This window comes from Enterobacter cloacae complex sp. I3 (assembly GCF_014896175.1).
Classification (GTDB): domain Bacteria; phylum Pseudomonadota; class Gammaproteobacteria; order Enterobacterales; family Enterobacteriaceae; genus Enterobacter; species Enterobacter bugandensis.
Genome location: NZ_JADBQZ010000018.1, coordinates 1 through 21062, shown reverse-complemented (window position 1 = coordinate 21062; position 21062 = coordinate 1). Strand labels below are relative to the sequence as shown.

Below are 21062 nucleotides of genomic sequence, written 5' to 3'. Positions count from 1 at the left end.
GATTCAGGCGTGGCGTGCGCCGACGAGGTGCTGTTGATTATTAGCAGGCTTAACAATCAAAGTAAGCCACACGGAGGCGAAAAGCGCTACCCCCATAAAGATGTACGACGCGGATGGGCTGCCGGTCACACCGTTCAGATAGCCGACGAACCAGGATCCGCAGAACGACCCCAGCGCGCCCATACTGTTAATCAATGCCATTGCACCGCCCGCGACGTTACGCGGCAGCATTTCCGGGATGATGGCAAAAAACGGACCGTACGGGGCGTACATGGCGGCACCGGCAATCACCAGCAGGGTATAAGAGGCCCAGAAGTGATTCGCGCCCACCGCCCACGAGCCGATGAAGGCGAAAGCGGCAATCAGCAGCAGCGGCCAGACAAACAGCTTGCGGTTTTGCAGCTTGTCCGACGCCCAGGAGACAACGATCATCGCGATGGTCGCGGCGAGATACGGTACGGAAGAGAGCCAGCCCACTTCCACCATGCCAAGGTTCTCGCCGCCGCTGCGGATAATCGACGGCAGCCACAGCACAAAGCCGTACACGCCGATACTCCAGGTAAAGTACTGCGCGCAGAGCAGGATAACGTTGCGGGAGCGGAACGCTTCGCCGTAGTTGCGTACCGCCTTCAGCCCCTGCTGCTCTTTATCCAGTTGCGCCTGCAGCGCGGCTTTTTCATCTTCGGAAAGCCACTTCGCCTGGGCAGGCTTATCTTTTACCAGCACCCACCAGCAGAATGCCCAGATAATTGCGGGTACCCCTTCGATGATAAACATCTCGCGCCAGCCGAAGGACTGGATCAGGTAGCCGGAGACTACCGACATCCACAGTACGGTGACCGGGTTACCGAGGATCAGGAAGGTATTCGCGCGTGAACGTTCAGATTTGGTAAACCAGTTGCTTATGTAAATCAGCATCGCCGGCATGACCGCTGCCTCAACGACGCCGAGAATAAAGCGAATGGCGGCCAGGGCAGGAATATTGTTCACCACGCCGGTCAGTGACGCGCAGGCGCCCCACAGGATCAGACAGATGAAGATCAGCTTACGCACGCTGCGGCGTTCCGCGTAAATCGCGCCGGGGATCTGAAAGAAGAAGTAGCCCAGGAAGAAAAGGGCACCCAGCAGGGAAGAAATACCTTTGGTGATGCCGAGGTCTTCGGTGATCCCCGCCGCGGACGCGAAACTGAAGTTGGCACGATCGAGGTACGCCAGGCTGTACGTGATAAACACGATTGGCATGATGTACCACCAGCGTTTTACTGCATTGGTCGAACTGTTCATAGGCTTGCCTCTGTTGTTGAGGTTGTTACCGCCGTTGTCTGTAGGGTACACGGTGGCTTAATTATTTGGTGTGGCATGCTGCCCTCACCCTGGCCCTCTCCCACAGGGAGAGGGAATTTAAACGCCGAGCTCTGCTCGCGTTGGCAATCCTTCGCTGTCGCCCTGCACCTGAATCGCCAGCGAGCCAATCTTATTGCCCCGCGCGACGGCCTGCTGCAGCGGTTTGCCTTCCAGCAGGGCGCTAATGACGCCTACGGCAAAGCCATCGCCCGCGCCGACGGTGTCGACAACGTTCTCAACCTTCACCGCCGCGACCGCGCCCTGTTCGCCGTCTGCCGTTTTGAACCATGCACCATCGGCACCGGTCTTCAGCACCACCGCTTTTACCCCTTGATTCAGATAGAAATCAGCAATGCCTTCCGGCGTATTTTCACCCGTCAGAATCATCCCCTCTTTCAGGCCCGGCAGAACCCAGTCAGCCTGGAACGCCAGGCGGTTCAGCTTCTCGACCATTTCCGCTTCACTTTTCCACAGCACCGGGCGCAAATTCGGATCGAAAGAGATCGTTTTGCCCAGCGACTTCATGGTCGTTGCCGCATGGTCCAGCAGTTCATAGGAACTGTCAGAGAGCGCCGCCGCCACGCCGCTCAGGTGCAGATGGCGCGCGGAGGCAAAATAGCCAGCGTGGTAATCTTCCGTTGAGAGATGGCTTGCCGCCGAACCTTTGCGGAAATACTCCACGATGGGATCGGTTCCATTTTCGACTTTAGATTTAAGCTGAAAGCCGGTAGGAAAGCGTCCGTCCAGGGTGACGCCTGCGGCATCAATATTCTCTTTTTTCAGCGAGTCGAGAACGAAATGGCCAAAGCTGTCATCTCCCACGCGGCTGACCCAGCCGACGTTCAGACCGAGACGCGCCAGGCCGGTCGCGACGTTCAGCTCTGCGCCCGCTACGCGTTTGATAAAGTGCTCTACCGCGCTCAGTTCGCCCGTTTCGGTCGCGACAAACATCGCCATAGCCTCGCCGATCGTGATGGCATCCAGCGTTTTGTGCATGATTTACTCCTCGCGCAGCAGGTTGACGTAATGACGGGTAACGGCGGTTAAATCCGCCCCTTCCAGCGGGAACTCAATACCGCGCGGTGCACCTGCAGGCAGCTGGCCGAGCAGATCCAGCCAGCGCGCGTCTGCGCGGTCCGGCGCCACGGCGCGGAAGTTATCTTTATGCGGAACGGCGGCTTTAACGTGGATATAGCTCACCGCAGGGGCCAGGTGACGCGCGGCCTCTTCGGGGGAGTCGCCGACCCACAGCCAGTTGCCCATGTCGAAGGTCAGCGTGACGGGCAACGCCATTTCCCGACAGGCGGCCTGGAAGCGCCGCATGGGCGCGAGCTGCCCGCAGTCGGTCTGATCGTTCTCCACAACAAGCGCCATACCGCTGGCGTTCAGCAGGGCGCGCAGGGCGTCGAGAGGCTGTGTGTCGCTGAAATGGCCGAGGGAAACCTTCAGCCATAGGGCGTTAAGAGTGTTGGCCTCAGAGAGATAGCGGGGCAGGTCCGGGTTGAGGGTGCCGTCGGGCATAAACAGGGCGGCGGGCGCGGAGTAGCACGCCAGCAGACCCATTAGCTCGATGGATTCGCTCAGTGCAGGCAGCGCCAGCAGCTCTTCGCTGTTAAACAGTTCGCGGCGGATCTCCACGCCGTCTGCCCCTGCGCCGGCAATAACGGGGAGCATCGCCCGCTGACCGCCTGCCTGTCGCACCTGTTCCGCGCCATACGCGGCGGTGACCACCATGATTTTCCTGCCCATCTTCGGACTCCATCGCAACATATCAATACTATTACGCTAGATGGAACCGGTTCCAAAGAAAAGATCAGGATGTCGAATTTATGATCGCTATCACAAGGGGGAATTAACGGGCGGTGGAGCCGCGAACGATCAGCTCGCCGGAGAAGACCTGCTCGCGTACGGCATCGCGGGTGCCCTCAATACGACGAATCACTTGTTCTACAGCGGCATAGCCAATCTGCCAGGTGGGTTGTTTAAGGGTCGTAATACCCACGCCAGCCAGCTCCGCCCACTCCAGCTCATCAAAGCCCAGCAGACCGATATCGCTGCCCCAGTGCAGACCAATGCGCTTGAGCGAGCGGGCGACCTGAAGCGTCAGCGCCCCGTTGGCGGAGATAACGGCTTTGCGCATCCCGCGATGGCGGGTATGGAACTGGCGCAGGGTGTTGTCGATCTGGTCGGCTTCATGAAGCGGCGTTTCGGCATTTTCGGCGATCGCACCGGGATAACGCGCAAGCGTGGCGCGAAATGCCGCCAGGCGGTCGCGTCGGGTATTTACCATGCCCAGCGGTTCGCTCAGGAAAAGAATCGCTTCGAAGCCCTGTTCGATCAGGTGCTCGGTCGCGGTTGTGGCTGCCTGGGTGTTATCCAGCCCGACGACATCGCAGGCGAATTCCGGGATTTTACGGTCGATGAGGACCATTGGCAGGGAGGACTGCTGCAGGCGATTCAGGCCCTCTTCACGCATGCCTACTGCGTTAACCACAATCCCTTCCACCTGGTAGCTGCGCAGCAGATCGAGGTAGTGCAGCTCCTGGTCGACTTCGTTGTTGGTATTACAGACCAGCGGCGTGAAGCCCTTCTCGCGGCAGGCGGCCTCGATACCGCTGAGGACGTTGACGGAGTAGGGGTTGGTGATATCGGCGATAATAAGGCCGATCAAACGGGTGCGACCGCGTTTGAGCCCGCGCGCCATCAGGCTGGGACGATAGTCGAGATCGGCAATGGCCTGTTCAATACGCGCCAGCAATGCGTCGGACAGCAGATGTTTCTCGCCGTTGAGGTAGCGCGAAATGCTGGTTTTACCGGTTTTGGCGGCTTTCGCCACGTCGCTGATGGTGGCCCGGGCTGGTTTGCTCATCGCTGATTTCCCTGAATTTAGTGAGAATACCTTAGCGGGAAAATCAACGATGGCAAGTGGTTCATGCCGGGGTGTGCGGTCTGTTGCCCTCACCCCGGCCCTCTCCCTCGGGGATTACTGAATCGGGCTCAACGTAATCTCTACGCGACGGTTTTGCGCTTTACCTTCCGCCGTGCTGTTGCTGGCGATAGGATTGGCAGGGCCCATGCCGCTGGTGCGGATGCGGTTTGCTTCAACGCCCTGGGTTATCAGGGAGCTGGCCACGGAATCGGCACGCTGCTGAGACAGACGCATGTTCAGATCCTGGCTGCCGGTGCTGTCGGTGTAGCCAATCACGTTCACGGCGGTCTTGTTGTACTCTTTCAGCACCATCGCCACGCCGGTCAGGGTGTTCGCGCCCGCAGGTTTCAGCGTGGCGCTGCTGCTGTCAAAGGTCACGTTGTTCGGCATGTTCAGGATGATGTTATCGCCGCTGCGGGTGACGCTCACGCCGGTTCCCTTCATTTTGTCGCGCAGTTTCGCTTCCTGCACGTCCATGTAATAACCGACGCCGCCGCCCAGCGCCGCACCTGCCGCTGCGCCAATCAGCGCACCTTTGCCGCGGTCTTTCTTGGAGGAGGAGAGTGCCCCAACGCCTGCGCCGACCAGCGAGCCGATACCTGCGCCAATGCCGGATTTACCCGCTTCGCGCTCACCGGTGTAAGGGTTGGTTGTGCAGCCAGAAACAGCCAGTGCACCGCTCACCAGAGCGGCAATAACGAGTACGCGTTTTTTCATCTTCTTTCCTTAATCCTTTTTATTCTTTGCCACGGCGAGCGTGGCAGTTGATTATGACGTCCAGATACGGAGAAAATTCCGGGTATAACTCTGAAATTTGTGACAAACCATAAACGACCTCAACGAGAAGGCCGTAAACCTGCACGCAACCAGGAGCGCACGCTTGAGCACCTCAACAAAAACCATTCTGACCGCCGCCCACTGGGGGCCGATGCTGGTCGAAACCGATGGCGAAAATGTTCTGTCGTCCCGTGGGGCACTGCCAACACAACATCCCAATTCGTTACAGACCGTCGTACGCGATCAGGTGCACAGCAAAACGCGCGTGCGCTGGCCGATGGTGCGCAAAGGTTTTCTGGCCTCGCCGGATAAGCCGCAGGGGATCCGTGGTCAGGATGAGTTTGTTCGCGTGAGCTGGGACGATGCGCTGGCGCTGATCCATACGCAGCATAAGCGCATTCGCGACAGCTATGGCCCATCGTCCATTTTTGCCGGCTCCTATGGCTGGCGCTCGAACGGCGTGCTGCATAAGGCCTCGACCCTGCTGCAGCGCTACATGAGCCTGGCCGGGGGCTATACCGGTCATCTCGGGGATTACTCCACCGGTGCGGCGCAGGCGATCATGCCGTACGTCGTGGGAGGAAACGAAGTGTACCAGCAGCAGACCAGCTGGCCGCTGGTGCTGCAGCACACCGACGTGGTGGTGCTGTGGAGCGCCAACCCGCTGAACACGCTGAAAATTGCCTGGAATGCCAGCGACGAGCAGGGGATGGGGTATTTCGACGCGCTGCGCAAAAGCGGCAAACGCATCATCTGCATTGATCCGATGCGTTCTGAAACCATGGACTTCTTCGGCGACAGCGCCGAGTGGATTGCTCCGCATATGGGCACCGACGTGGCGATGATGCTGGGTATCGCCCATACGCTGGTGGAGAACGGCTGGCACGACCGCGATTTCCTCGCCCGGTGCACCTCCGGCTTCGACAAATTCGCCGACTACCTGACGGGCCAATCTGATGGGGTAGTGAAAACGGCAGAGTGGGCCGCGGAAATTTGTGGCGTTCCAGCCGCTAAAATCCGCGAACTGGCGGCACTGTTCCATAAAAATACCACGATGTTAATGTCCGGCTGGGGGATGCAGCGCCAGCAGTTTGGCGAGCAGAAACACTGGATGCTGGTGACCCTTGCCGCGATGCTAGGACAGATTGGTACGCCGGGCGGCGGTTTTGGTCTTTCCTATCATTTTGCGAACGGCGGTAACCCAACGCGTAAAGCGGCGGTGCTGGCGTCCCTGCAAGGCTCGGTGCAGGGCGGCGTGGATGCCGTGGATAAAATCCCGGTGGCACGAATCGTTGAAGCCCTGGAAAACCCGGGCGGTTTTTATCAGCATAACGGTCTGGACCGCCACTTTCCGGACATTAAGTTTGTCTGGTGGGCGGGCGGGGCAAACTTCACGCACCATCAGGATACCAATCGCCTGATCCGCGCCTGGCAAAAGCCGGAGCTGGTGGTGATTTCCGAGTGCTTCTGGACCGCCTCGGCCAAACATGCCGATATCGTGCTGCCGGCGACCACGTCGTTTGAGCGTAACGATCTCACCATGACCGGCGATTACAGCAACCAGCATATGGTGCCGATGAAGCGCGTGGTGGCCCCGCGTGATGAAGCGCGTGATGATTTTGACGTGTTTGCTGAACTGAGCGAGCTCTGGGAAGCGGGCGGTCGCGAACGCTTTACCGAAGGGAAAAATGACCTGCAGTGGCTGGAGAGTTTCTACCAGATCGCCGGACAGCGCGGTGCGGCGCAGGGCGTGACGCTTCCGCCATTTGCTGAATTCTGGGAGGCGAACCAGATTCTCGAAATGCCGGAAAGCGAACAGAACGCCCGATTTGTCCGTTTCGCCGATTTCCGTCGCGACCCGGAAAACCATCCGCTGAAAACCGAGAGCGGCAAGATTGTGATCTACAGCGAGCGCATCGCCAGCTTTGGATATGCCGATTGTCCGCCACACCCTTCGTGGCTGGAGCCGGACGAGTGGCACGGCAACGCTCAGCCGGAGCAGCTGCAGGTGCTGTCTGCCCATCCGGCGCATCGTCTGCACAGTCAGCTTAATTACACCTCTCTGCGCGAGCAGTATGCGGTCGCCGGGCGGGAGCCAATTACGCTCAATACTTTAGACGCCAAAGCGCGTGGGATTGCGGACGGTGACGTGGTGCGCGTCTGGAACCAGCGTGGACAGGTGCTGGCAGGGGCGGTGGTCAGCGACGGGATTAAGCCAGGCGTGATCTGTATTCATCAGGGAGCCTGGCCCGACCTTGAGCCCACCGAAGGTGGGATCTGTAAAAACGGGGCGGTTAACGTGCTGACCAAAGATCTCCCCAGCTCGAAGCTGGGGAATGGTTGCGCAGGGAACACGGCGCTGGCCTGGGTCGAGAAATATGAGGGGCCCGAGCTTACCTTAACGGCGTTTGATCCGCCTGCCAGCTCATGATCCACGTCGGGTGTTGGGTGTCATCCTGCCAGGCGCTGTCTTCAATGCGAAAGCCCTGAGCATGATAGAAATTCACCGCCCGGACGTTTTTCTGATACACCTCCAGGGTTAAGTGCGGGAAGCGCTGTTGAACATGGTTCAGCAGCGCGCGCCCGATGCCTTTTCCGATATACGCTGGCGTAACGAACAGCGCCCCCACAAACTGCGACTGTATGACGCTGATAAAACCGCGCGGCGTACCGTTCTCCTCCCAGACCCAGGTTTCGGCGGCGGGAAGGTATTCATCCCGCACCAGCGCTTCGTTCGCTTTCCAGTAGTCGGCGTCGATAAACGGATGCGCCTCGGTGGTGCTCTCAAGCCACAGTCTCAGGAGCTGAGCGGTATTCTCACTGTGCCATTTGCGGATCATGGTTGCCCTCCGGGTGGCAGATGCAGCCCGTAATATGGTCATTGACCAGCCCGCAGGCTTGCATAAAGGAGTAACAGATGGTGGTGCCCACAAACTTGAAGCCGCGTTTTTTCAGCGCTTTCGACAGGGCATCCGAGGCAGGGGTCGAGGTTGGGATCTCTGCAAGCGTGGCGGCCCGCGTCACCTTCGGCTCGTTATCCACAAACGACCAGACAAATGCTGAGAAGGGTTCGCCGTTTTGCTCCATCGCCAGATAAGCCCTCGCGTTACCGATAATGGCCTGAATTTTACCGCGATGGCGGATGATACCGGGATTCAGAACCAGTCTTTCCACGTCGTCGTCGGTCATGGCGGCCACCGCAGCCGGATTGAACCGGTGGAAGGCATTGCGGTAGTTCTCACGCTTTTTCAGAACGGTGATCCACGACAGACCGGCCTGCTGGCCTTCAAGGCAAATCATTTCAAACAGTTTTTCACCGTCGGTTTCCGGTACGCCCCATTCCTTGTCGTGATAATCGATATAAAGCTGATCCTGGCTTACCCAACCGCAACGTTGCATAGGTCATCTCCCTTCCTGATACGATAAACGCAAAAATTTCAATCTGCCCGGCTTGACGTGTCTGCTAAAGAGACAATAGTTAATACAGGGCTATATGCCCCAATACCTCTTCGAACAATGACATATATCGCCGAACTCGGCTCTTTCTGGAGTCGCTTTGATGATGATAAAAAAAATCAGTGGTCGCCATGCTGCTTCTGGCCTGGTGGGCGTTTCAGCTTGCCTGCTTATATGTAACACCGCTTTTGCATGGCAACAGGAATATATCGTTTCAGATGCACAAAGTAATACGACAGAACGCTATACATGGGACGCCGATCACCAACCTCGTTATGAAGATATTCTCGCGGAGCGTATTAACCATTCGCAGAATGCTGCGGGCTTTGCGCTGAACGACCCATCCGGTTCGGATGCGGAAACCGTTCTGAGCGTTGGCTGGAATTTTCCCGTGGCGGGGCATATCACAACCGGGCCGGTCATGGCGTGGCGCACAGATGGCACTCCACCCTCAACGGTAAATACGTTTAGTGATTCAACCACCGCGCAGTCGCTTACCGAACCCCTCTGGCATGCCAGCGTGAACTCGCTGGGGTGGCGTGTTGATACCCAGTACGGCGATTTACACCCCTGGGCGAAGATCAGCTACAACCAGCAGTCGGAAGAAGAATATTTGTATACCCTGGGCTTAAGCGCCAAATTTTAGGGTTGTTACTTTTTTAAACGCTGCGGTAACATATTTAATACAATAACGGCGAGGGGTGTGGTGATAGTGGTCACTCACCTTTAAACGTTTTCTTCTCCGGCAAGGTCGTTCATTCCCGCTTCCAGGCATTTCATTCCGTTTCTCCTGCATTTCATGCCGTTTTACCCCTGGCATTTTGGGGTTTTGTTTATCGTGTCCTCAGCGAACTTCCTTAATTTCTCTTGCAGGATACTGCCATGAACACCTCAACCTATAACCGCACGCGCTGGCTGACGCTATTCGGCACCATCATTACCCAGTTCGCACTGGGTTCGGTTTATACCTGGAGTCTGTTTAACAGCGCCTTGTCTGATAAGCTCGGCGCGCCGATAAGCCAGGTGGCATTCTCCTTCGGCTTACTGAGTCTTGGATTAGCGATTTCCTCTTCCGTGGCGGGCAAACTTCAGGAACGCTTCGGCGTGAAGCGCGTGACCATGGCCTCCGGCATTCTGCTGGGCCTGGGCTTTTTCCTGACGGCGCATTCCAGCAACCTGATGATGCTGTGGCTGAGCGCCGGCGTGCTGGTGGGGCTGGCGGACGGCGCAGGTTACCTGCTGACGCTGTCGAACTGCGTGAAGTGGTTCCCGGAGCGTAAAGGCTTGATCTCCGCGTTTGCTATCGGCTCCTATGGCCTGGGCAGCCTTGGCTTTAAATTTATCGACTCTCAACTGCTGGCGTCCGTTGGCCTCGAAAAAACGTTCATGATCTGGGGGGCTATTGTCCTGGTGATGATTCTGTTTGGTGCCACGCTGATGAAAGATGCCCCGCAGCAGGAAGTGAAAACCGTAAACGGCGTGGTGGAGAATGATTTCACCCTCGCACAGTCCATGCGTAAGCCGCAGTACTGGATGCTGGCGGTGATGTTCCTGACGGCCTGCATGAGCGGTCTGTATGTTATTGGCGTGGCGAAAGATATCGCGCAGGGGATGGTAAAACTGGATGCCGCGACGGCGGCGAATGCGGTGACGGTCATCTCCATTGCTAACCTCTCGGGTCGTCTGGTGCTCGGTATCCTGTCTGACAAAATCGCCCGCATCCGCGTGATTACGCTGGGGCAGGTCATCTCTCTGGTAGGCATGGCGGCGCTGCTGTTTGCACCGCTGAACGAGGCGACCTTCTTTGCGGCGATTGCCTGCGTCGCCTTTAACTTCGGCGGCACCATTACCGTTTTCCCGTCGCTGGTGAGCGAGTTCTTTGGCCTCAACAATCTGGCGAAAAACTACGGCGTCATTTATCTCGGCTTCGGTATCGGCAGTATCTGCGGGTCGCTGATTGCCTCGCTGTTCGGTGGCTTCTACGTAACCTTCTGCGTGATATTTGCCTTGCTGATTATCTCGCTGGCGCTGTCCACAACGATTCGTCAGCCGCAGCGCGAGGTGTATAAAGAAGCGCATGCATGATTCGATGAAAAGGGGCCTCAGGGCCTCTTTTTTTTATCTCAACATCACTTCCGGACTTGTTATTTTGTAAAAAATTTCCTCGATCACACTCTCTGCTGCCACTTTTCTTTCCCGCTGTGGTCTACTTATCGCGCTTGTAGACGTTTCTGATAACGGTTTCGCTCGCATCTACTTACTCTGTCAGCTTTCTCACTGAGATTCGGCGGGTCTTTATACCCCTTCCCCCAGGGTTGTTTGCATGAAATATATTAGGTCTCTTACCCAGCAAAGATTGTGTCTGATGCTGGCTGTCTATATCGGTTTGTTTCTGAATGGCGCGGTACTGTTCAGACGTGTGGAAGGTTATTTCGAACACCTCAGCGTAAGAAATGGAATTTTTGCCGTCATCGAAGTGTTTGGCTCTATCCTGGCAACCTTCTTCCTGTTACGCCTGCTCTCACTTTTTGGCCGACGTACATGGCAAATTCTGGCCTCGCTGGTGGTGATTATCTCTGCCGCCGCAAGCTATTACATGACATTCATGAACGTGGTCATTGGCTACGGTATTGTCGCCTCGGTGATGACCACGGACATCGACCTCTCGAAAGAGGTGGTGGGTCAAGGGTTCATCATATGGACGATTTTGACCTGCCTGATCCCGCTCTTCTTTATCTGGAGTAATACCTGCCGTTATACCCTGTTACGCCAGCTGCGTACCCGGGGACAGCGCATCCGCAACGTCGCCGTCGTTCTGCTGGCGGGCCTGCTGGTGTGGGCGCCGATTCGCCTGATGGAAAAACAGCAAAAACGGATCGAAAAAGCGACGGGCGTGGATATGCCGAGTTATGGCGGCGTAGTGGCTAACTCGTATCTGCCGTCCAACTGGCTGTCCGCGTTAGGTCTTTACGCCTGGGCGCAGGCGGACGAATCCAGCGATGTGAAATCGCTGATTAACCCGACCAAAAAGTTCACCTACCAGGCGCCGGCTGACGGGCTGGATGATACTTACGTAGTCTTTGTCATCGGTGAAACGACGCGCTGGGATCATATGGGTATCCTCGGTTATGACCGCGATACCACGCCGAAACTGGCGCAGGAGAAGAATCTGGTGGCTTACCGCGGCTATTCCTGCGATACCGCCACGAAGCTCTCGTTGCGCTGTATGTTTGTGCGTGAAGGCGGGGCGAGCGATAACCCGCAGCGTACCCTCAAAGAGCAAAACGTCTTTGCCGTGCTGAAGCAGCTTGGATTTAGCTCCGATCTGTTCGCCATGCAAAGTGAGATGTGGTTCTACACCAACACGCTGGCAGATAACATCGCGTATCGTGAGCAGATAGGTGCCGAGCCTCGCAACCGCGGGAAAAACGTTGACGACATGCTGCTGCTTGAGGAGATGTCCCAGTCTCTGAAGAATCACCCGCAGGGCAAACATCTCGTCATTCTGCATACCAAAGGGTCGCATTACAGTTATTACCAGCGTTACACGCGTGATTTCGCGAAATGGCAGCCTGAGTGCGTAGGCATTAATAAAGACTGCAGCAAGCAGGAGCTGATCAACGCCTACGATAACTCCGTTCTGTATGTGGATACCTTCCTGAGCCGCGTGATTGACCAGCTGCGTGATAAAAAAGCGATTGTTATCTACGCCGCAGACCACGGTGAGTCCATTAATGAGAAAGAGCACCTGCACGGTACGCCGCGCAAGCTGGCACCGCCGGAGCAGTTCCGCGTGCCGATGATCATGTGGATGTCGGATAAGTATCTTGAAAATCCGGAGAAAGCGAAGATGTTTGCTCAGCTTAAGAAAGAGGCGGAAATGAAGGTGCCGCGTCGTCACGTTGAGCTGTACGACACCATTATGGGTTGCCTCGGCTATACCTCACCGAACGGTGGGATTAACGAAAACAACAACTGGTGTAAACTCCCTGATAACACCGCAAAAGCCGCGCAGTAGCTGCTCTGGCGAGAATATCGCCAGTTGAATGGCTTTTTGAAAATAAGGGATTGACGGGGGCGCACCTCAGCAGTAAGATGCGCTCCGCATTCGGCGAGTAGCGCAGCTTGGTAGCGCAACTGGTTTGGGACCAGTGGGTCGGAGGTTCGAATCCTCTCTCGCCGACCACATTCTGAAAAGGGCTAACCGCAAGGTTAGCCCTTTTTGCATTAACGGCTTACTCATCCAGATTCAGTAAAATGCCCCTTATCCCCGCTTCTTCCTGCCTGTTAACGATTTTGTGACATAATCCATTGTATTTTTTTATATATAGATTGATCTTTTTTCGCGTTGCTTATGGATAACCTCAGCATTTTTCGCTGTGCGTTTTAACGTTCGCGGTATTTAGTGCTCAGATAATCACCATTCTGCAAGAAAATTTACCCATTCTGAATAAAAGTTAATCACTGATTGTTGCGAAATATGAAGATATTTGTGCTGCAAGTTGGCGAGTAGCATAAATTTCCCTGCTGAAAACTGGCGTTCAGGGTTTTTTTAATCTTTGTTTGCGGTTTCTCACACTCGGCGCAAATCCCCGTCACCTGTATTGACGTTTTCACATTCTGTTGACAGATTGTAGGGCATGAGGGGCATTTCAGGGACGATCTGCGCTGCAACTCAAACGCTCTTCTGAAAGGATTCTCCATCCCTTTAACGCCTTCGGGCACCTCCGACCGGACCGGGTAAAAAATAAATAAAGGTCTGGCGGCGTAACACAACAAAGCAAAACATCACATTGGAGCAGAATAATGAGTATTTCCTTGAAGAAGTCAGGGATGCTGAAGCTTGGTCTGAGCCTGGTGGCTATGACCGTGGCAGCAAGCGTACAGGCAAAAACCCTGGTTTACTGTTCTGAAGGCTCGCCGGAAGGCTTTAACCCACAGCTCTTTACCTCTGGTACGACTTACGACGCAAGCTCTGTACCGATCTATAACCGTCTGGTTGAATTCAAAACCGGCACCACGGAAGTGATTCCGGGTCTGGCCGAGAAGTGGGACATCAGCGAAGACGGCAAAACCTATACCTTCCACCTGCGCCAGGGCGTGAAGTGGCAGGACAGCAAAGAATTCAAACCAACGCGCGACTTTAACGCCGACGACGTTGTGTTCTCCTTCGACCGTCAGAAAAACGCCCAGAACCCGTACCACAAAGTGTCTGGCGGCAGCTACGAATACTTCGAAGGGATGGGTCTGCCGGACCTGATCGCCGAAGTGAAAAAAGTAGATGATAAAACCGTTCAGTTCGTGCTGACCCGTCCGGAAGCGCCATTCCTGGCTGACCTGGCCATGGACTTCGCCTCTATTCTCTCTAAAGAGTATGCGGACAACATGCTGAAAGCCGGCACGCCGGAAAAAGTGGACCTGAACCCAATCGGTACCGGCCCGTTCCAGCTGCTGCAGTACCAGAAAGACTCCCGTATTCTGTATAAAGCGTTCCCGGGCTACTGGGGCACCAAGCCGCAGATCGACCGTCTGGTCTTCTCCATCACGCCTGATGCGTCCGTACGTTACGCTAAACTGCAGAAAAACGAATGCCAGGTGATGCCGTACCCGAACCCGGCAGATATCGCGCGCATGAAGCAGGACAAGAACATCAACCTGATGGAGCAGGCGGGCCTGAACGTGGGCTATCTCTCCTTCAATACCGAGAAGAAACCGTTTGATGACGTGAAAGTACGTCAGGCGCTGACCTACGCGGTGAACAAAGAAGCGATCATCAAGGCCGTTTACCAGGGCGCGGGCGTTGCTGCCAAGAACCTGATCCCACCAACCATGTGGGGCTATAACGACGACGTTAAGGACTACAGTTACGATCCTGAGAAAGCGAAAGCGCTGCTGAAAGAAGCGGGCCAGGATAAAGGCTTTACCGTCGAGCTGTGGGCGATGCCGGTACAGCGTCCGTACAACCCGAACGCACGCCGTATGGCCGAAATGGTCCAGGCTGACTGGGCGAAAATTGGCGTTCAGGCCAAGATCGTGACCTACGAGTGGGGCGAGTATCTGAAGCGCGCCAAAGCGGGCGAGCACCAGGCGGTAATGATGGGCTGGACCGGTGACAACGGGGATCCGGACAACTTCTTCGCCACCCTGTTCAGCTGTGCGGCAGCGAAAGACGGCTCTAACTACTCTCGCTGGTGCTACAAGCCGTTTGAAGACCTGATCCAGCCGGCGCGTGCGACTGACGATCACAACAAACGTATTGAACTCTACAAGCAGGCTCAGGTTGTTATGCACGATCAGGCTCCGGCACTGATTGTTGCTCACTCCACCGTGTATGAGCCAGTGCGTAAAGAAGTGAAGGGCTACGTGGTTGATCCACTGGGCAAACACCACTTCGAAAACGTATCGGTTGAATAATTAAAAGCAACGCCAGGCGGCGCTGCGCTTGCACTGGCCTACGGTATGTAGGCCGGGTAAGCGTAGCGCCACCCGGCAGCAGTGCTTTATTGCCTCTCTGAAAGGGGAGGGAATAAGATTTGTGAGCAATACAGACGTCACGCCACTGGCCGTGCGTCATCAGAGAGAATCCGGGTTATGTTGCAGTTCATCCTCCGACGTCTGGGACTTGTTATCCCTACGTTTATCGGTATCACCCTTCTCACTTTTGCCTTCGTCCATATGATCCCCGGCGACCCGGTAATGATTATGGCGGGCGAGCGTGGTATCTCCCCTGAACGTCATGCGCAGCTGCTGGCTGAACTCGGCCTCGATAAGCCGATGTGGCAGCAGTACCTCCACTATATCTGGGGCGTGATGCACGGTGACTTAGGGATTTCGTTAAAAAGCCGTCTTCCGGTGTGGGACGAGTTCGTGCCGCGTTTTAAAGCGACGCTGGAGCTTGGCATCTGCGCCATGATTTTCGCCACTGCGGTGGGTATTCCTGTTGGGGTACTGGCTGCCGTTAAGCGTGGCTCTATTTTCGACCATACCGCCGTGGGTCTGGCGCTGACCGGTTACTCCATGCCTATCTTCTGGTGGGGCATGATGCTGATCATGCTGGTCTCGGTGCAATTGAACCTGACGCCGGTCTCCGGACGCGTCAGCGATATGGTCTTCCTTGATGATACCAATCCGTTAACCGGCTTTATGCTGATCGACACGGCCATCTGGGGCGAGGAGGGCAACTTCATTGATGCCGTCGCGCACATGATCCTGCCTGCCATGGTGCTGGGCACCATTCCTCTGGCGGTGATCGTGCGTATGACCCGTTCCTCCATGCTGGAAGTGCTGGGTGAAGATTACATCCGTACCGCGCGCGCCAAAGGTTTAACCCGCATGCGCGTCATCATCGTCCACGCGCTGCGTAACGCCATGCTGCCGGTGGTGACCGTTATCGGCCTCCAGGTGGGTACGCTGCTGGCGGGGGCGATCCTGACGGAAACCATCTTCTCCTGGCCGGGCCTCGGACGCTGGCTGATTGATGCGCTGCAACGCCGTGACTATCCGGTGGTGCAGGGTGGGGTGCTGCTGGTCGCGACGATGATTATCCTCGTCAACCTGCTGGTCGATTTGCTGTACGGCGTGGTGAACCCGCGTATTCGTCATAAGAAGTAAGGGGCCATCATGTCACAGGTTTCTGAAAACAAAGCTGTTGCTGCACCGGTTCCAATGACGCCGCTGCAGGAGTTCTGGCACTACTTCAAGCGCAATAAAGGCGCGGTAGTCGGGCTGGTGTATGTCGCTATCATGATCCTGATTGCGGTGTTTGCGAACTTTCTGGCGCCATATAACCCGGCGGATCAGTTCCGCGATGCGCTGCTGGCACCTCCTGCATGGCAGGATGGCGGTAGCCTGGCGCACCTGCTGGGTACCGATGATGTGGGCCGCGATGTGCTGTCGCGTCTGATGTACGGCGCGCGTTTGTCGCTGCTGGTTGGCTGTCTGGTGGTGGTGCTCTCCCTGATTATGGGGATCATCCTCGGCCTGGTTGCCGGTTACTTCGGCGGCATCGTTGATAACATCATTATGCGTATCGTCGACATCATGCTGGCACTGCCAAGCCTGCTGCTGGCTCTGGTGCTGGTGGCGATCTTCGGCCCGTCGATCGGTAACGCCGCCCTGGCGCTGACCTTCGTGGCGCTTCCTCACTACGTGCGTTTAACCCGTGCGGCGGTGCTGGTGGAAGTGAACCGCGACTACGTCACCGCCTCTCGCGTGGCGGGTGCCGGTGCGATGCGCCAGATGTTCGTCAATATCTTCCCTAACTGCCTTGCGCCGCTGATCGTTCAGGCGTCGCTCGGTTTCTCTAACGCCATTCTTGATATGGCCGCTCTTGGCTTCCTGGGCATGGGTGCGCAGCCGCCAACACCGGAGTGGGGCACCATGCTCTCCGACGTGTTGCAGTTCGCACAAAGCGCCTGGTGGGTTGTCACCTTCCCGGGTCTGGCAATCCTGCTGACGGTGCTGGCATTTAACCTGATGGGTGATGGCCTGCGTGATGCGCTTGATCCCAAACTGAAGCAGTAAGAGGCACGAGATGGCGTTATTAAATGTAGATAAATTATCGGTGCACTTCGGCGACGAAGGCACCCCGTTTCGCGCCGTGGACCGCATCAGCTACAGCGTCAATCAGGGCGAAGTGGTTGGTATCGTCGGGGAGTCCGGTTCCGGTAAGTCGGTGAGTTCACTGGCAATCATGGGGCTGATTGATTACCCGGGCCGCGTGATGGCGGAAAACCTGCAGTTCAACGGTCAGGACCTTAAGCGCATTTCTGAGAAACAGCGCCGCCAGCTGGTGGGCGCCGAAGTGGCGATGATCTTCCAGGACCCGATGACCAGCCTGAACCCGTGCTACACGGTCGGCTTCCAGATTATGGAAGCGATTAAGGTGCACCAGGGTGGTAACAAGAAAACCCGTCGCCAGCGCGCGATCGACCTGCTGAACCAGGTGGGTATTCCTGACCCGGCATCGCGGCTGGACGTATACCCGCACCAGCTTTCCGGTGGGATGAGCCAGCGCGTGATGATCGCCATGGCGATTGCCTGTCGACCAAAGCTGCTGATTGCGGATGAACCGACAACGGCGCTGGATGTGACCATCCAGGCGCAAATCATCGAGCTGCTGCTGGAGTTGCAACAGAAAGAGAACATGGCGCTGGTGCTGATTACGCACGATCTGGCGCTGGTGGCCGAAGCCGCACACAAGATCATCGTGATGTACGCGGGCCAGGTGGTTGAGACCGGAAATTCGCACGATATCTTCCGCGCGCCGCGTCATCCGTATACGCAGGCACTGCTGCGCGCGCTGCCGGAGTTTGCCCAGGACAAAGCGCGTCTGGCGTCGCTGCCGGGCGTGGTTCCGGGCAAATACGACCGTCCGCAGGGCTGTCTGCTTAATCCGCGCTGCCCGTATGCCACGGACAAATGCCGCGTTGAGGAGCCAGAGCTGAATCTGCTGGCCGACGGTCGACAGTCAAAATGCCACTACCCACTCGATGATGCCGGGAGGCCAACACTATGAGTACGCAACAGGCCACCACGCAGCAGCCGCTGTTGCAGGCCATCGACCTGAAAAAACACTACCCGGTGAAAAAGGGGATTTTTGCCCCCGAGCGCCTGGTGAAAGCGCTGGACGGCGTCTCCTTTAACCTCGAACGCGGTAAAACGCTGGCGGTGGTGGGGGAGTCAGGCTGCGGGAAATCGACGCTGGGCCGTCTGCTGACGATGATTGAAGTCCCGACCGGCGGTGAGCTCTATTATCAGGGCCAGGATCTGCTCAAGCATGACCCGCAGGCGCAGAAGCTGCGCCGCCAGAAAATCCAGATTGTGTTCCAGAACCCGTACGGTTCTTTGAACCCGCGAAAAAAAGTGGGACAGATCCTGGAAGAGCCCCTGCTGATTAACAGCAATCTGAGCAAAGAGCAGCGCCGTGAAAAAGCGCTGGCAATGATGGCGAAGGTCGGCCTCAAAACCGAGCATTACGACCGCTACCCGCATATGTTCTCCGGCGGCCAGCGTCAGCGTATCGCCATCGCCCGCGGGCTGATGCTCGATCCGGATGTGGTGATTGCCGATGAGCCGGTTTCGGCGCTCGACGTGTCCGTGCGCGCGCAGGTGCTGAACCTGATGATGGATCTCCAGCAGGATCTGGGGCTGTCTTATGTGTTCATCTCTCACGACCTGTCGGTGGTGGAGCATATTGCCGATGAAGTGATGGTGATGTATCTGGGGCGCTGCGTGGAGAAGGGGACCAAAGAGCAGATCTTTAATAATCCTCGTCATCCGTACACCCAGGCGCTGCTGTCTGCGACGCCGCGTCTGAACCCGGACGATCGTCGCGAGCGCATTAAGCTGACGGGTGAACTGCCAAGTCCGCTGAATCCGCCGCCGGGGTGTGCCTTCAACGCGCGCTGCAGCCGCCGCTTTGGCCCGTGCACCCAGCTTCAGCCGCAGCTGAAGGATTATGGCGGTCAGCTGGTCGCCTGCTTTGCGGTCGATCAGGATGAAAATGGCGAGAAGCCGCACGCATAACGAAAAAAAACCGGCGCTAAGCCGGTTTTTTTATGTCTGCCTGACTATTTTCGCAGGCGAATCTGGTCGACGGCGTGCTTCTCGCTCTTGGTGAGGATCAGGCTCGCACGCTCGCGCGTCGGGAGGATGTTCTCTTTGAGGTTCACGTAGTTGATCTCATTCCACAGCCCCCTGGCCACATTAATCGCCTCTTCTTCAGAAAGCTGGGCGTAGTGGTGGAAATAGGAGTCCGGGTCGGTGAATGCCCCTTCGCGGAACTTCAGGAAGCGGTTGATATACCAGTTCTGCAGCAGATCTTCCGGCGCATCAACATAAATAGAGAAATCGACGAAATCCGAAACGAATACATGATGCGGGTCATGAGGATAGTCCATGCCGCTTTGCAGCACGTTCAAACCTTCAAGGATCAGGATATCCGGCTGGACTACCGTTTTATCCCCATCCGGGATGCGGTCGTAAATCAGGTGTGAATAGACCGGCGCCGTGACGTGCGGCACGCCAGATTTCAGGTCAGAGACAAATTTTACCAGACGGTGCATATCATAAGAGAGCGGGAAGCCCTTCTTCTTCATCAGCCCGCGTTCTTTTAAGACCTCGTTCGGGTGCAGGAAGCCGTCGGTGGTGATCAACTCAACGCTGCGGTGTTCCGGCCAGCGGCTCAGCAGCGCCTGCAGCACGCGTGCGGTAGTGCTTTTACCCACGGCCACGCTGCCCGCAATACTAATGATATAAGGAATGCGCTGACCATTGGTTCCGAGGAACTGCTCCAGCACCGCCTGACGGCGCAGGTTGGAGCTGATATAGAAGTTAAGCAAGCGAGAGAGGGGGAGATAAATTTCTGCCACCTCTTCCAGGGACAGATCTTCGTTTATCCCTTTTAACCGTGCGATTTCACCTTCCGTCAGCGTCATAGGGACGGAATCACGCAGGGCAGCCCACTGGCTGCGGTTAAAGTGAAGATAAGGCGTCATTAACGTTTGCTCTTTTTTGCTCATAAGCATGCTTCAGTGAGCCAGCGCTATGCTGCCGGGACGTGGCTCATCACACAGTTAATTTTGGACAATGGGCAGGAGGTTAACACCAGATGGCGGGAATAATAAGAAAAAAGATGGAAAGCGCTGCGTTACGCGGAAGCCGTCACGCTACGGTGTATGCGATGTAAATCATGCCTGTATGTTGATTATTTGACCCGCAATGGCTACTTTTACATCGCTTAGCGCTGCGTTCGCATAAAATGTGAGCGAAAGAACGTTTTATGCAAATTTTTAGTTGCATGACCGCGCAGGTATCCATAGAATGCGCGCTACTTGATGCCGACTTAGCTCAGTAGGTAGAGCAACTGACTTGTAATCAGTAGGTCACCAGTTCGATTCCGGTAGTCGGCACCATCAAGTCCGGTGGGGTTCCCGAGCGGCCAAAGGGAGCAGACTGTAAATCTGCCGTCACAGACTTCGAAGGTTCGAATCCTTCCCCCACCACCACTTTCTGGCAGCGTAAATGCCGCCGGAGCTGGTTGGAAAAATTAGCCAGCTCAAACTGAAAAAGAGAGAAATCTCTTTTTTTGTTACAGAAAGAACTGGGTAGCCGAGTTTCAGGATGCGGGCATCGTATAATGGCTATTACCTCAGCCTTCCAAGCTGATGATGCGGGTTCGATTCCCGCTGCCCGCTCCAATACGTGCTGATATGGCTCAGTTGGTAGAGCGCACCCTTGGTAAGGGTGAGGTCCCCAGTTCGACTCTGGGTATCAGCACCACTTCACTTCTCCTTCCCGTTTCTCTCTGTTTCAATTTTACTGTATTCAACAATTCAGGCATTTCGCCTGGTTGATGTGGTGATATCACCGATTTATCCGTGTCTTAGAGGGACAATCGATGTCTAAAGAAAAGTTTGAACGTACAAAACCGCACGTTAACGTCGGTACTATCGGCCACGTTGACCATGGTAAAACAACGCTGACCGCTGCAATCACTACCGTTCTGGCTAAAACCTACGGTGGTTCTGCTCGTGCATTCGACCAGATCGATAAC

The 21062-nt window shown here is 56.1% G+C and carries 18 protein-coding genes and 5 tRNA genes; 15 read left to right on the top strand and 8 right to left on the bottom strand.

What is annotated here, in order from left to right; all coding sequences use genetic code 11:
- Positions 1–3: 3 nt before the first annotated feature.
- From IM271_RS15090 to IM271_RS15070, 5 genes are all read right to left on the bottom strand, one after another.
- Positions 4–1284, bottom strand: coding sequence for an MFS transporter (locus IM271_RS15090; RefSeq protein ID WP_028015081.1), 1281 nt, complete (start codon positions 1282–1284; stop codon positions 4–6).
- 117 nt (positions 1285–1401) lie between these two features.
- Positions 1402–2340, bottom strand: a complete 939-nt coding sequence (locus tag IM271_RS15085) for a sugar kinase (RefSeq protein ID WP_028015082.1) — start codon at positions 2338–2340, stop codon at positions 1402–1404.
- Between the two features lie 3 nt (positions 2341–2343).
- Positions 2344–3093: a sugar phosphate isomerase/epimerase gene (locus tag IM271_RS15080; RefSeq protein ID WP_193052807.1), complete on the bottom strand. Its 750-nt coding sequence runs from the start codon at positions 3091–3093 to the stop codon at positions 2344–2346.
- A gap of 103 nt (positions 3094–3196) precedes the next feature.
- On the bottom strand, positions 3197–4213 hold the full coding sequence (locus IM271_RS15075; RefSeq protein WP_028015084.1) for a LacI family DNA-binding transcriptional regulator: 1017 nt from the start codon (positions 4211–4213) through the stop codon (positions 3197–3199).
- Between the two features lie 114 nt (positions 4214–4327).
- Positions 4328–4990 (bottom strand): OmpA family lipoprotein, encoded by a 663-nt coding sequence (locus tag IM271_RS15070; protein WP_008502762.1) that lies wholly within the window; start codon positions 4988–4990, stop codon positions 4328–4330.
- Between the two features lie 211 nt (positions 4991–5201).
- On the opposite strand from IM271_RS15070, the gene IM271_RS15065 reads away from it, so the two are divergent.
- Complete coding sequence (locus tag IM271_RS15065) at positions 5202–7481, top strand: molybdopterin guanine dinucleotide-containing S/N-oxide reductase (RefSeq protein WP_248236995.1); 2280 nt, start codon at positions 5202–5204, stop codon at positions 7479–7481.
- On the opposite strand, the gene IM271_RS15060 is transcribed toward IM271_RS15065, so the two are convergent.
- Together IM271_RS15060 and tag are read right to left on the bottom strand one after the other, a co-directional pair.
- Positions 7444–7890, bottom strand: coding sequence for an N-acetyltransferase (locus IM271_RS15060; protein WP_028015086.1), 447 nt, complete (start codon positions 7888–7890; stop codon positions 7444–7446). The two genes, IM271_RS15065 and IM271_RS15060, sit on opposite strands and share 38 nt — an antisense overlap.
- A complete protein-coding gene (gene tag, locus IM271_RS15055) occupies positions 7868–8449 on the bottom strand; it encodes a DNA-3-methyladenine glycosylase I (protein WP_028015087.1) in 582 nt (193 codons plus the stop codon). Before tag ends, IM271_RS15060 begins: the two co-directional genes overlap by 23 nt.
- Positions 8450–8609: 160 nt before the next feature.
- Here tag and IM271_RS15050 point away from each other — a divergent pair, with 160 nt between their 5' ends.
- From IM271_RS15050 to dppF, 9 genes are all read left to right on the top strand, one after another.
- A complete protein-coding gene (locus IM271_RS15050) occupies positions 8610–9152 on the top strand; it encodes a lipase (protein WP_069733325.1) in 543 nt (180 codons plus the stop codon).
- A 236-nt stretch (positions 9153–9388) separates the two neighbouring features.
- The gene (locus tag IM271_RS15045; protein ID WP_041911599.1) at positions 9389–10591 is read left to right on the top strand and encodes an MFS transporter; all 1203 of its coding nucleotides are present in this window, start codon (positions 9389–9391) and stop codon (positions 10589–10591) included.
- Between the two features lie 238 nt (positions 10592–10829).
- Positions 10830–12524, top strand: a complete 1695-nt coding sequence (gene eptB / locus IM271_RS15040) for a kdo(2)-lipid A phosphoethanolamine 7''-transferase (protein WP_028015090.1) — start codon at positions 10830–10832, stop codon at positions 12522–12524.
- Positions 12525–12615: 91 nt separating this feature from the next.
- Positions 12616–12692 (top strand) — tRNA-Pro (locus IM271_RS15035).
- A gap of 620 nt (positions 12693–13312) precedes the next feature.
- Positions 13313–14920, top strand: a complete 1608-nt coding sequence (gene dppA, locus IM271_RS15030) for a dipeptide ABC transporter periplasmic-binding protein DppA (RefSeq protein WP_028015091.1) — start codon at positions 13313–13315, stop codon at positions 14918–14920.
- 177 nt (positions 14921–15097) lie between these two features.
- Positions 15098–16117 (top strand): dipeptide ABC transporter permease DppB, encoded by a 1020-nt coding sequence (gene dppB / locus IM271_RS15025; protein ID WP_028015092.1) that lies wholly within the window; start codon positions 15098–15100, stop codon positions 16115–16117.
- 9 nt (positions 16118–16126) lie between these two features.
- On the top strand, positions 16127–17029 hold the full coding sequence (gene dppC / locus IM271_RS15020) for a dipeptide ABC transporter permease DppC (RefSeq protein WP_028015093.1): 903 nt from the start codon (positions 16127–16129) through the stop codon (positions 17027–17029).
- Between the two features lie 10 nt (positions 17030–17039).
- Complete coding sequence (gene dppD, locus IM271_RS15015; protein ID WP_041911597.1) at positions 17040–18023, top strand: dipeptide ABC transporter ATP-binding protein; 984 nt, start codon at positions 17040–17042, stop codon at positions 18021–18023.
- Positions 18020–19033 (top strand): dipeptide ABC transporter ATP-binding subunit DppF, encoded by a 1014-nt coding sequence (gene dppF, locus IM271_RS15010; RefSeq protein ID WP_048960888.1) that lies wholly within the window; start codon positions 18020–18022, stop codon positions 19031–19033. Before dppD ends, dppF begins: the two co-directional genes overlap by 4 nt.
- 44 nt (positions 19034–19077) lie before the next feature.
- Here dppF and coaA read toward each other — a convergent pair whose 3' ends face one another.
- The gene (gene coaA, locus IM271_RS15005) at positions 19078–20028 is read right to left on the bottom strand and encodes a type I pantothenate kinase (protein WP_032644951.1); all 951 of its coding nucleotides are present in this window, start codon (positions 20026–20028) and stop codon (positions 19078–19080) included.
- A gap of 317 nt (positions 20029–20345) precedes the next feature.
- Here coaA and IM271_RS15000 point away from each other — a divergent pair.
- The 5 genes from IM271_RS15000 to IM271_RS14980 all read left to right on the top strand — a co-directional run.
- A tRNA-Thr gene (locus tag IM271_RS15000) sits at positions 20346–20421 on the top strand.
- Between the two features lie 8 nt (positions 20422–20429).
- Positions 20430–20514 (top strand) — tRNA-Tyr (locus IM271_RS14995).
- Between the two features lie 117 nt (positions 20515–20631).
- Positions 20632–20706: transfer RNA gene (locus IM271_RS14990), tRNA-Gly, on the top strand.
- A 6-nt stretch (positions 20707–20712) separates the two neighbouring features.
- Positions 20713–20788: transfer RNA gene (locus IM271_RS14985), tRNA-Thr, on the top strand.
- A 118-nt stretch (positions 20789–20906) separates the two neighbouring features.
- The coding region (locus IM271_RS14980) for a GTP-binding protein (RefSeq protein WP_227537769.1) at positions 20907–21062 on the top strand (156 nt) is incomplete at its 3' end.

Coding starts and splice junctions, on each gene's coding strand:
- IM271_RS15085 (WP_028015082.1), bottom strand. CDS start 2,340: ATGCACAAAACGCTGGATGCCATCACGATCGGCGAGGCTATGGCGATG.
- dppD (WP_041911597.1), top strand. CDS start 17,040: ATGGCGTTATTAAATGTAGATAAATTATCGGTGCACTTCGGCGACGAA.
- dppC (WP_028015093.1), top strand. CDS start 16,127: ATGTCACAGGTTTCTGAAAACAAAGCTGTTGCTGCACCGGTTCCAATG.
- IM271_RS15075 (WP_028015084.1), bottom strand. CDS start 4,213: ATGAGCAAACCAGCCCGGGCCACCATCAGCGACGTGGCGAAAGCCGCC.
- dppA (WP_028015091.1), top strand. CDS start 13,313: ATGAGTATTTCCTTGAAGAAGTCAGGGATGCTGAAGCTTGGTCTGAGC.
- IM271_RS15080 (WP_193052807.1), bottom strand. CDS start 3,093: ATGGGCAGGAAAATCATGGTGGTCACCGCCGCGTATGGCGCGGAACAG.
- dppF (WP_048960888.1), top strand. CDS start 18,020: ATGAGTACGCAACAGGCCACCACGCAGCAGCCGCTGTTGCAGGCCATC.
- tag (WP_028015087.1), bottom strand. CDS start 8,449: ATGCAACGTTGCGGTTGGGTAAGCCAGGATCAGCTTTATATCGATTAT.
- IM271_RS15045 (WP_041911599.1), top strand. CDS start 9,389: ATGAACACCTCAACCTATAACCGCACGCGCTGGCTGACGCTATTCGGC.
- IM271_RS15070 (WP_008502762.1), bottom strand. CDS start 4,990: ATGAAAAAACGCGTACTCGTTATTGCCGCTCTGGTGAGCGGTGCACTG.
- IM271_RS15065 (WP_248236995.1), top strand. CDS start 5,202: ATGCTGGTCGAAACCGATGGCGAAAATGTTCTGTCGTCCCGTGGGGCA.
- eptB (WP_028015090.1), top strand. CDS start 10,830: ATGAAATATATTAGGTCTCTTACCCAGCAAAGATTGTGTCTGATGCTG.
- IM271_RS15090 (WP_028015081.1), bottom strand. CDS start 1,284: ATGAACAGTTCGACCAATGCAGTAAAACGCTGGTGGTACATCATGCCA.
- IM271_RS15060 (WP_028015086.1), bottom strand. CDS start 7,890: ATGATCCGCAAATGGCACAGTGAGAATACCGCTCAGCTCCTGAGACTG.
- IM271_RS15050 (WP_069733325.1), top strand. CDS start 8,610: ATGATGATAAAAAAAATCAGTGGTCGCCATGCTGCTTCTGGCCTGGTG.
- dppB (WP_028015092.1), top strand. CDS start 15,098: ATGTTGCAGTTCATCCTCCGACGTCTGGGACTTGTTATCCCTACGTTT.
- coaA (WP_032644951.1), bottom strand. CDS start 20,028: ATGAGCAAAAAAGAGCAAACGTTAATGACGCCTTATCTTCACTTTAAC.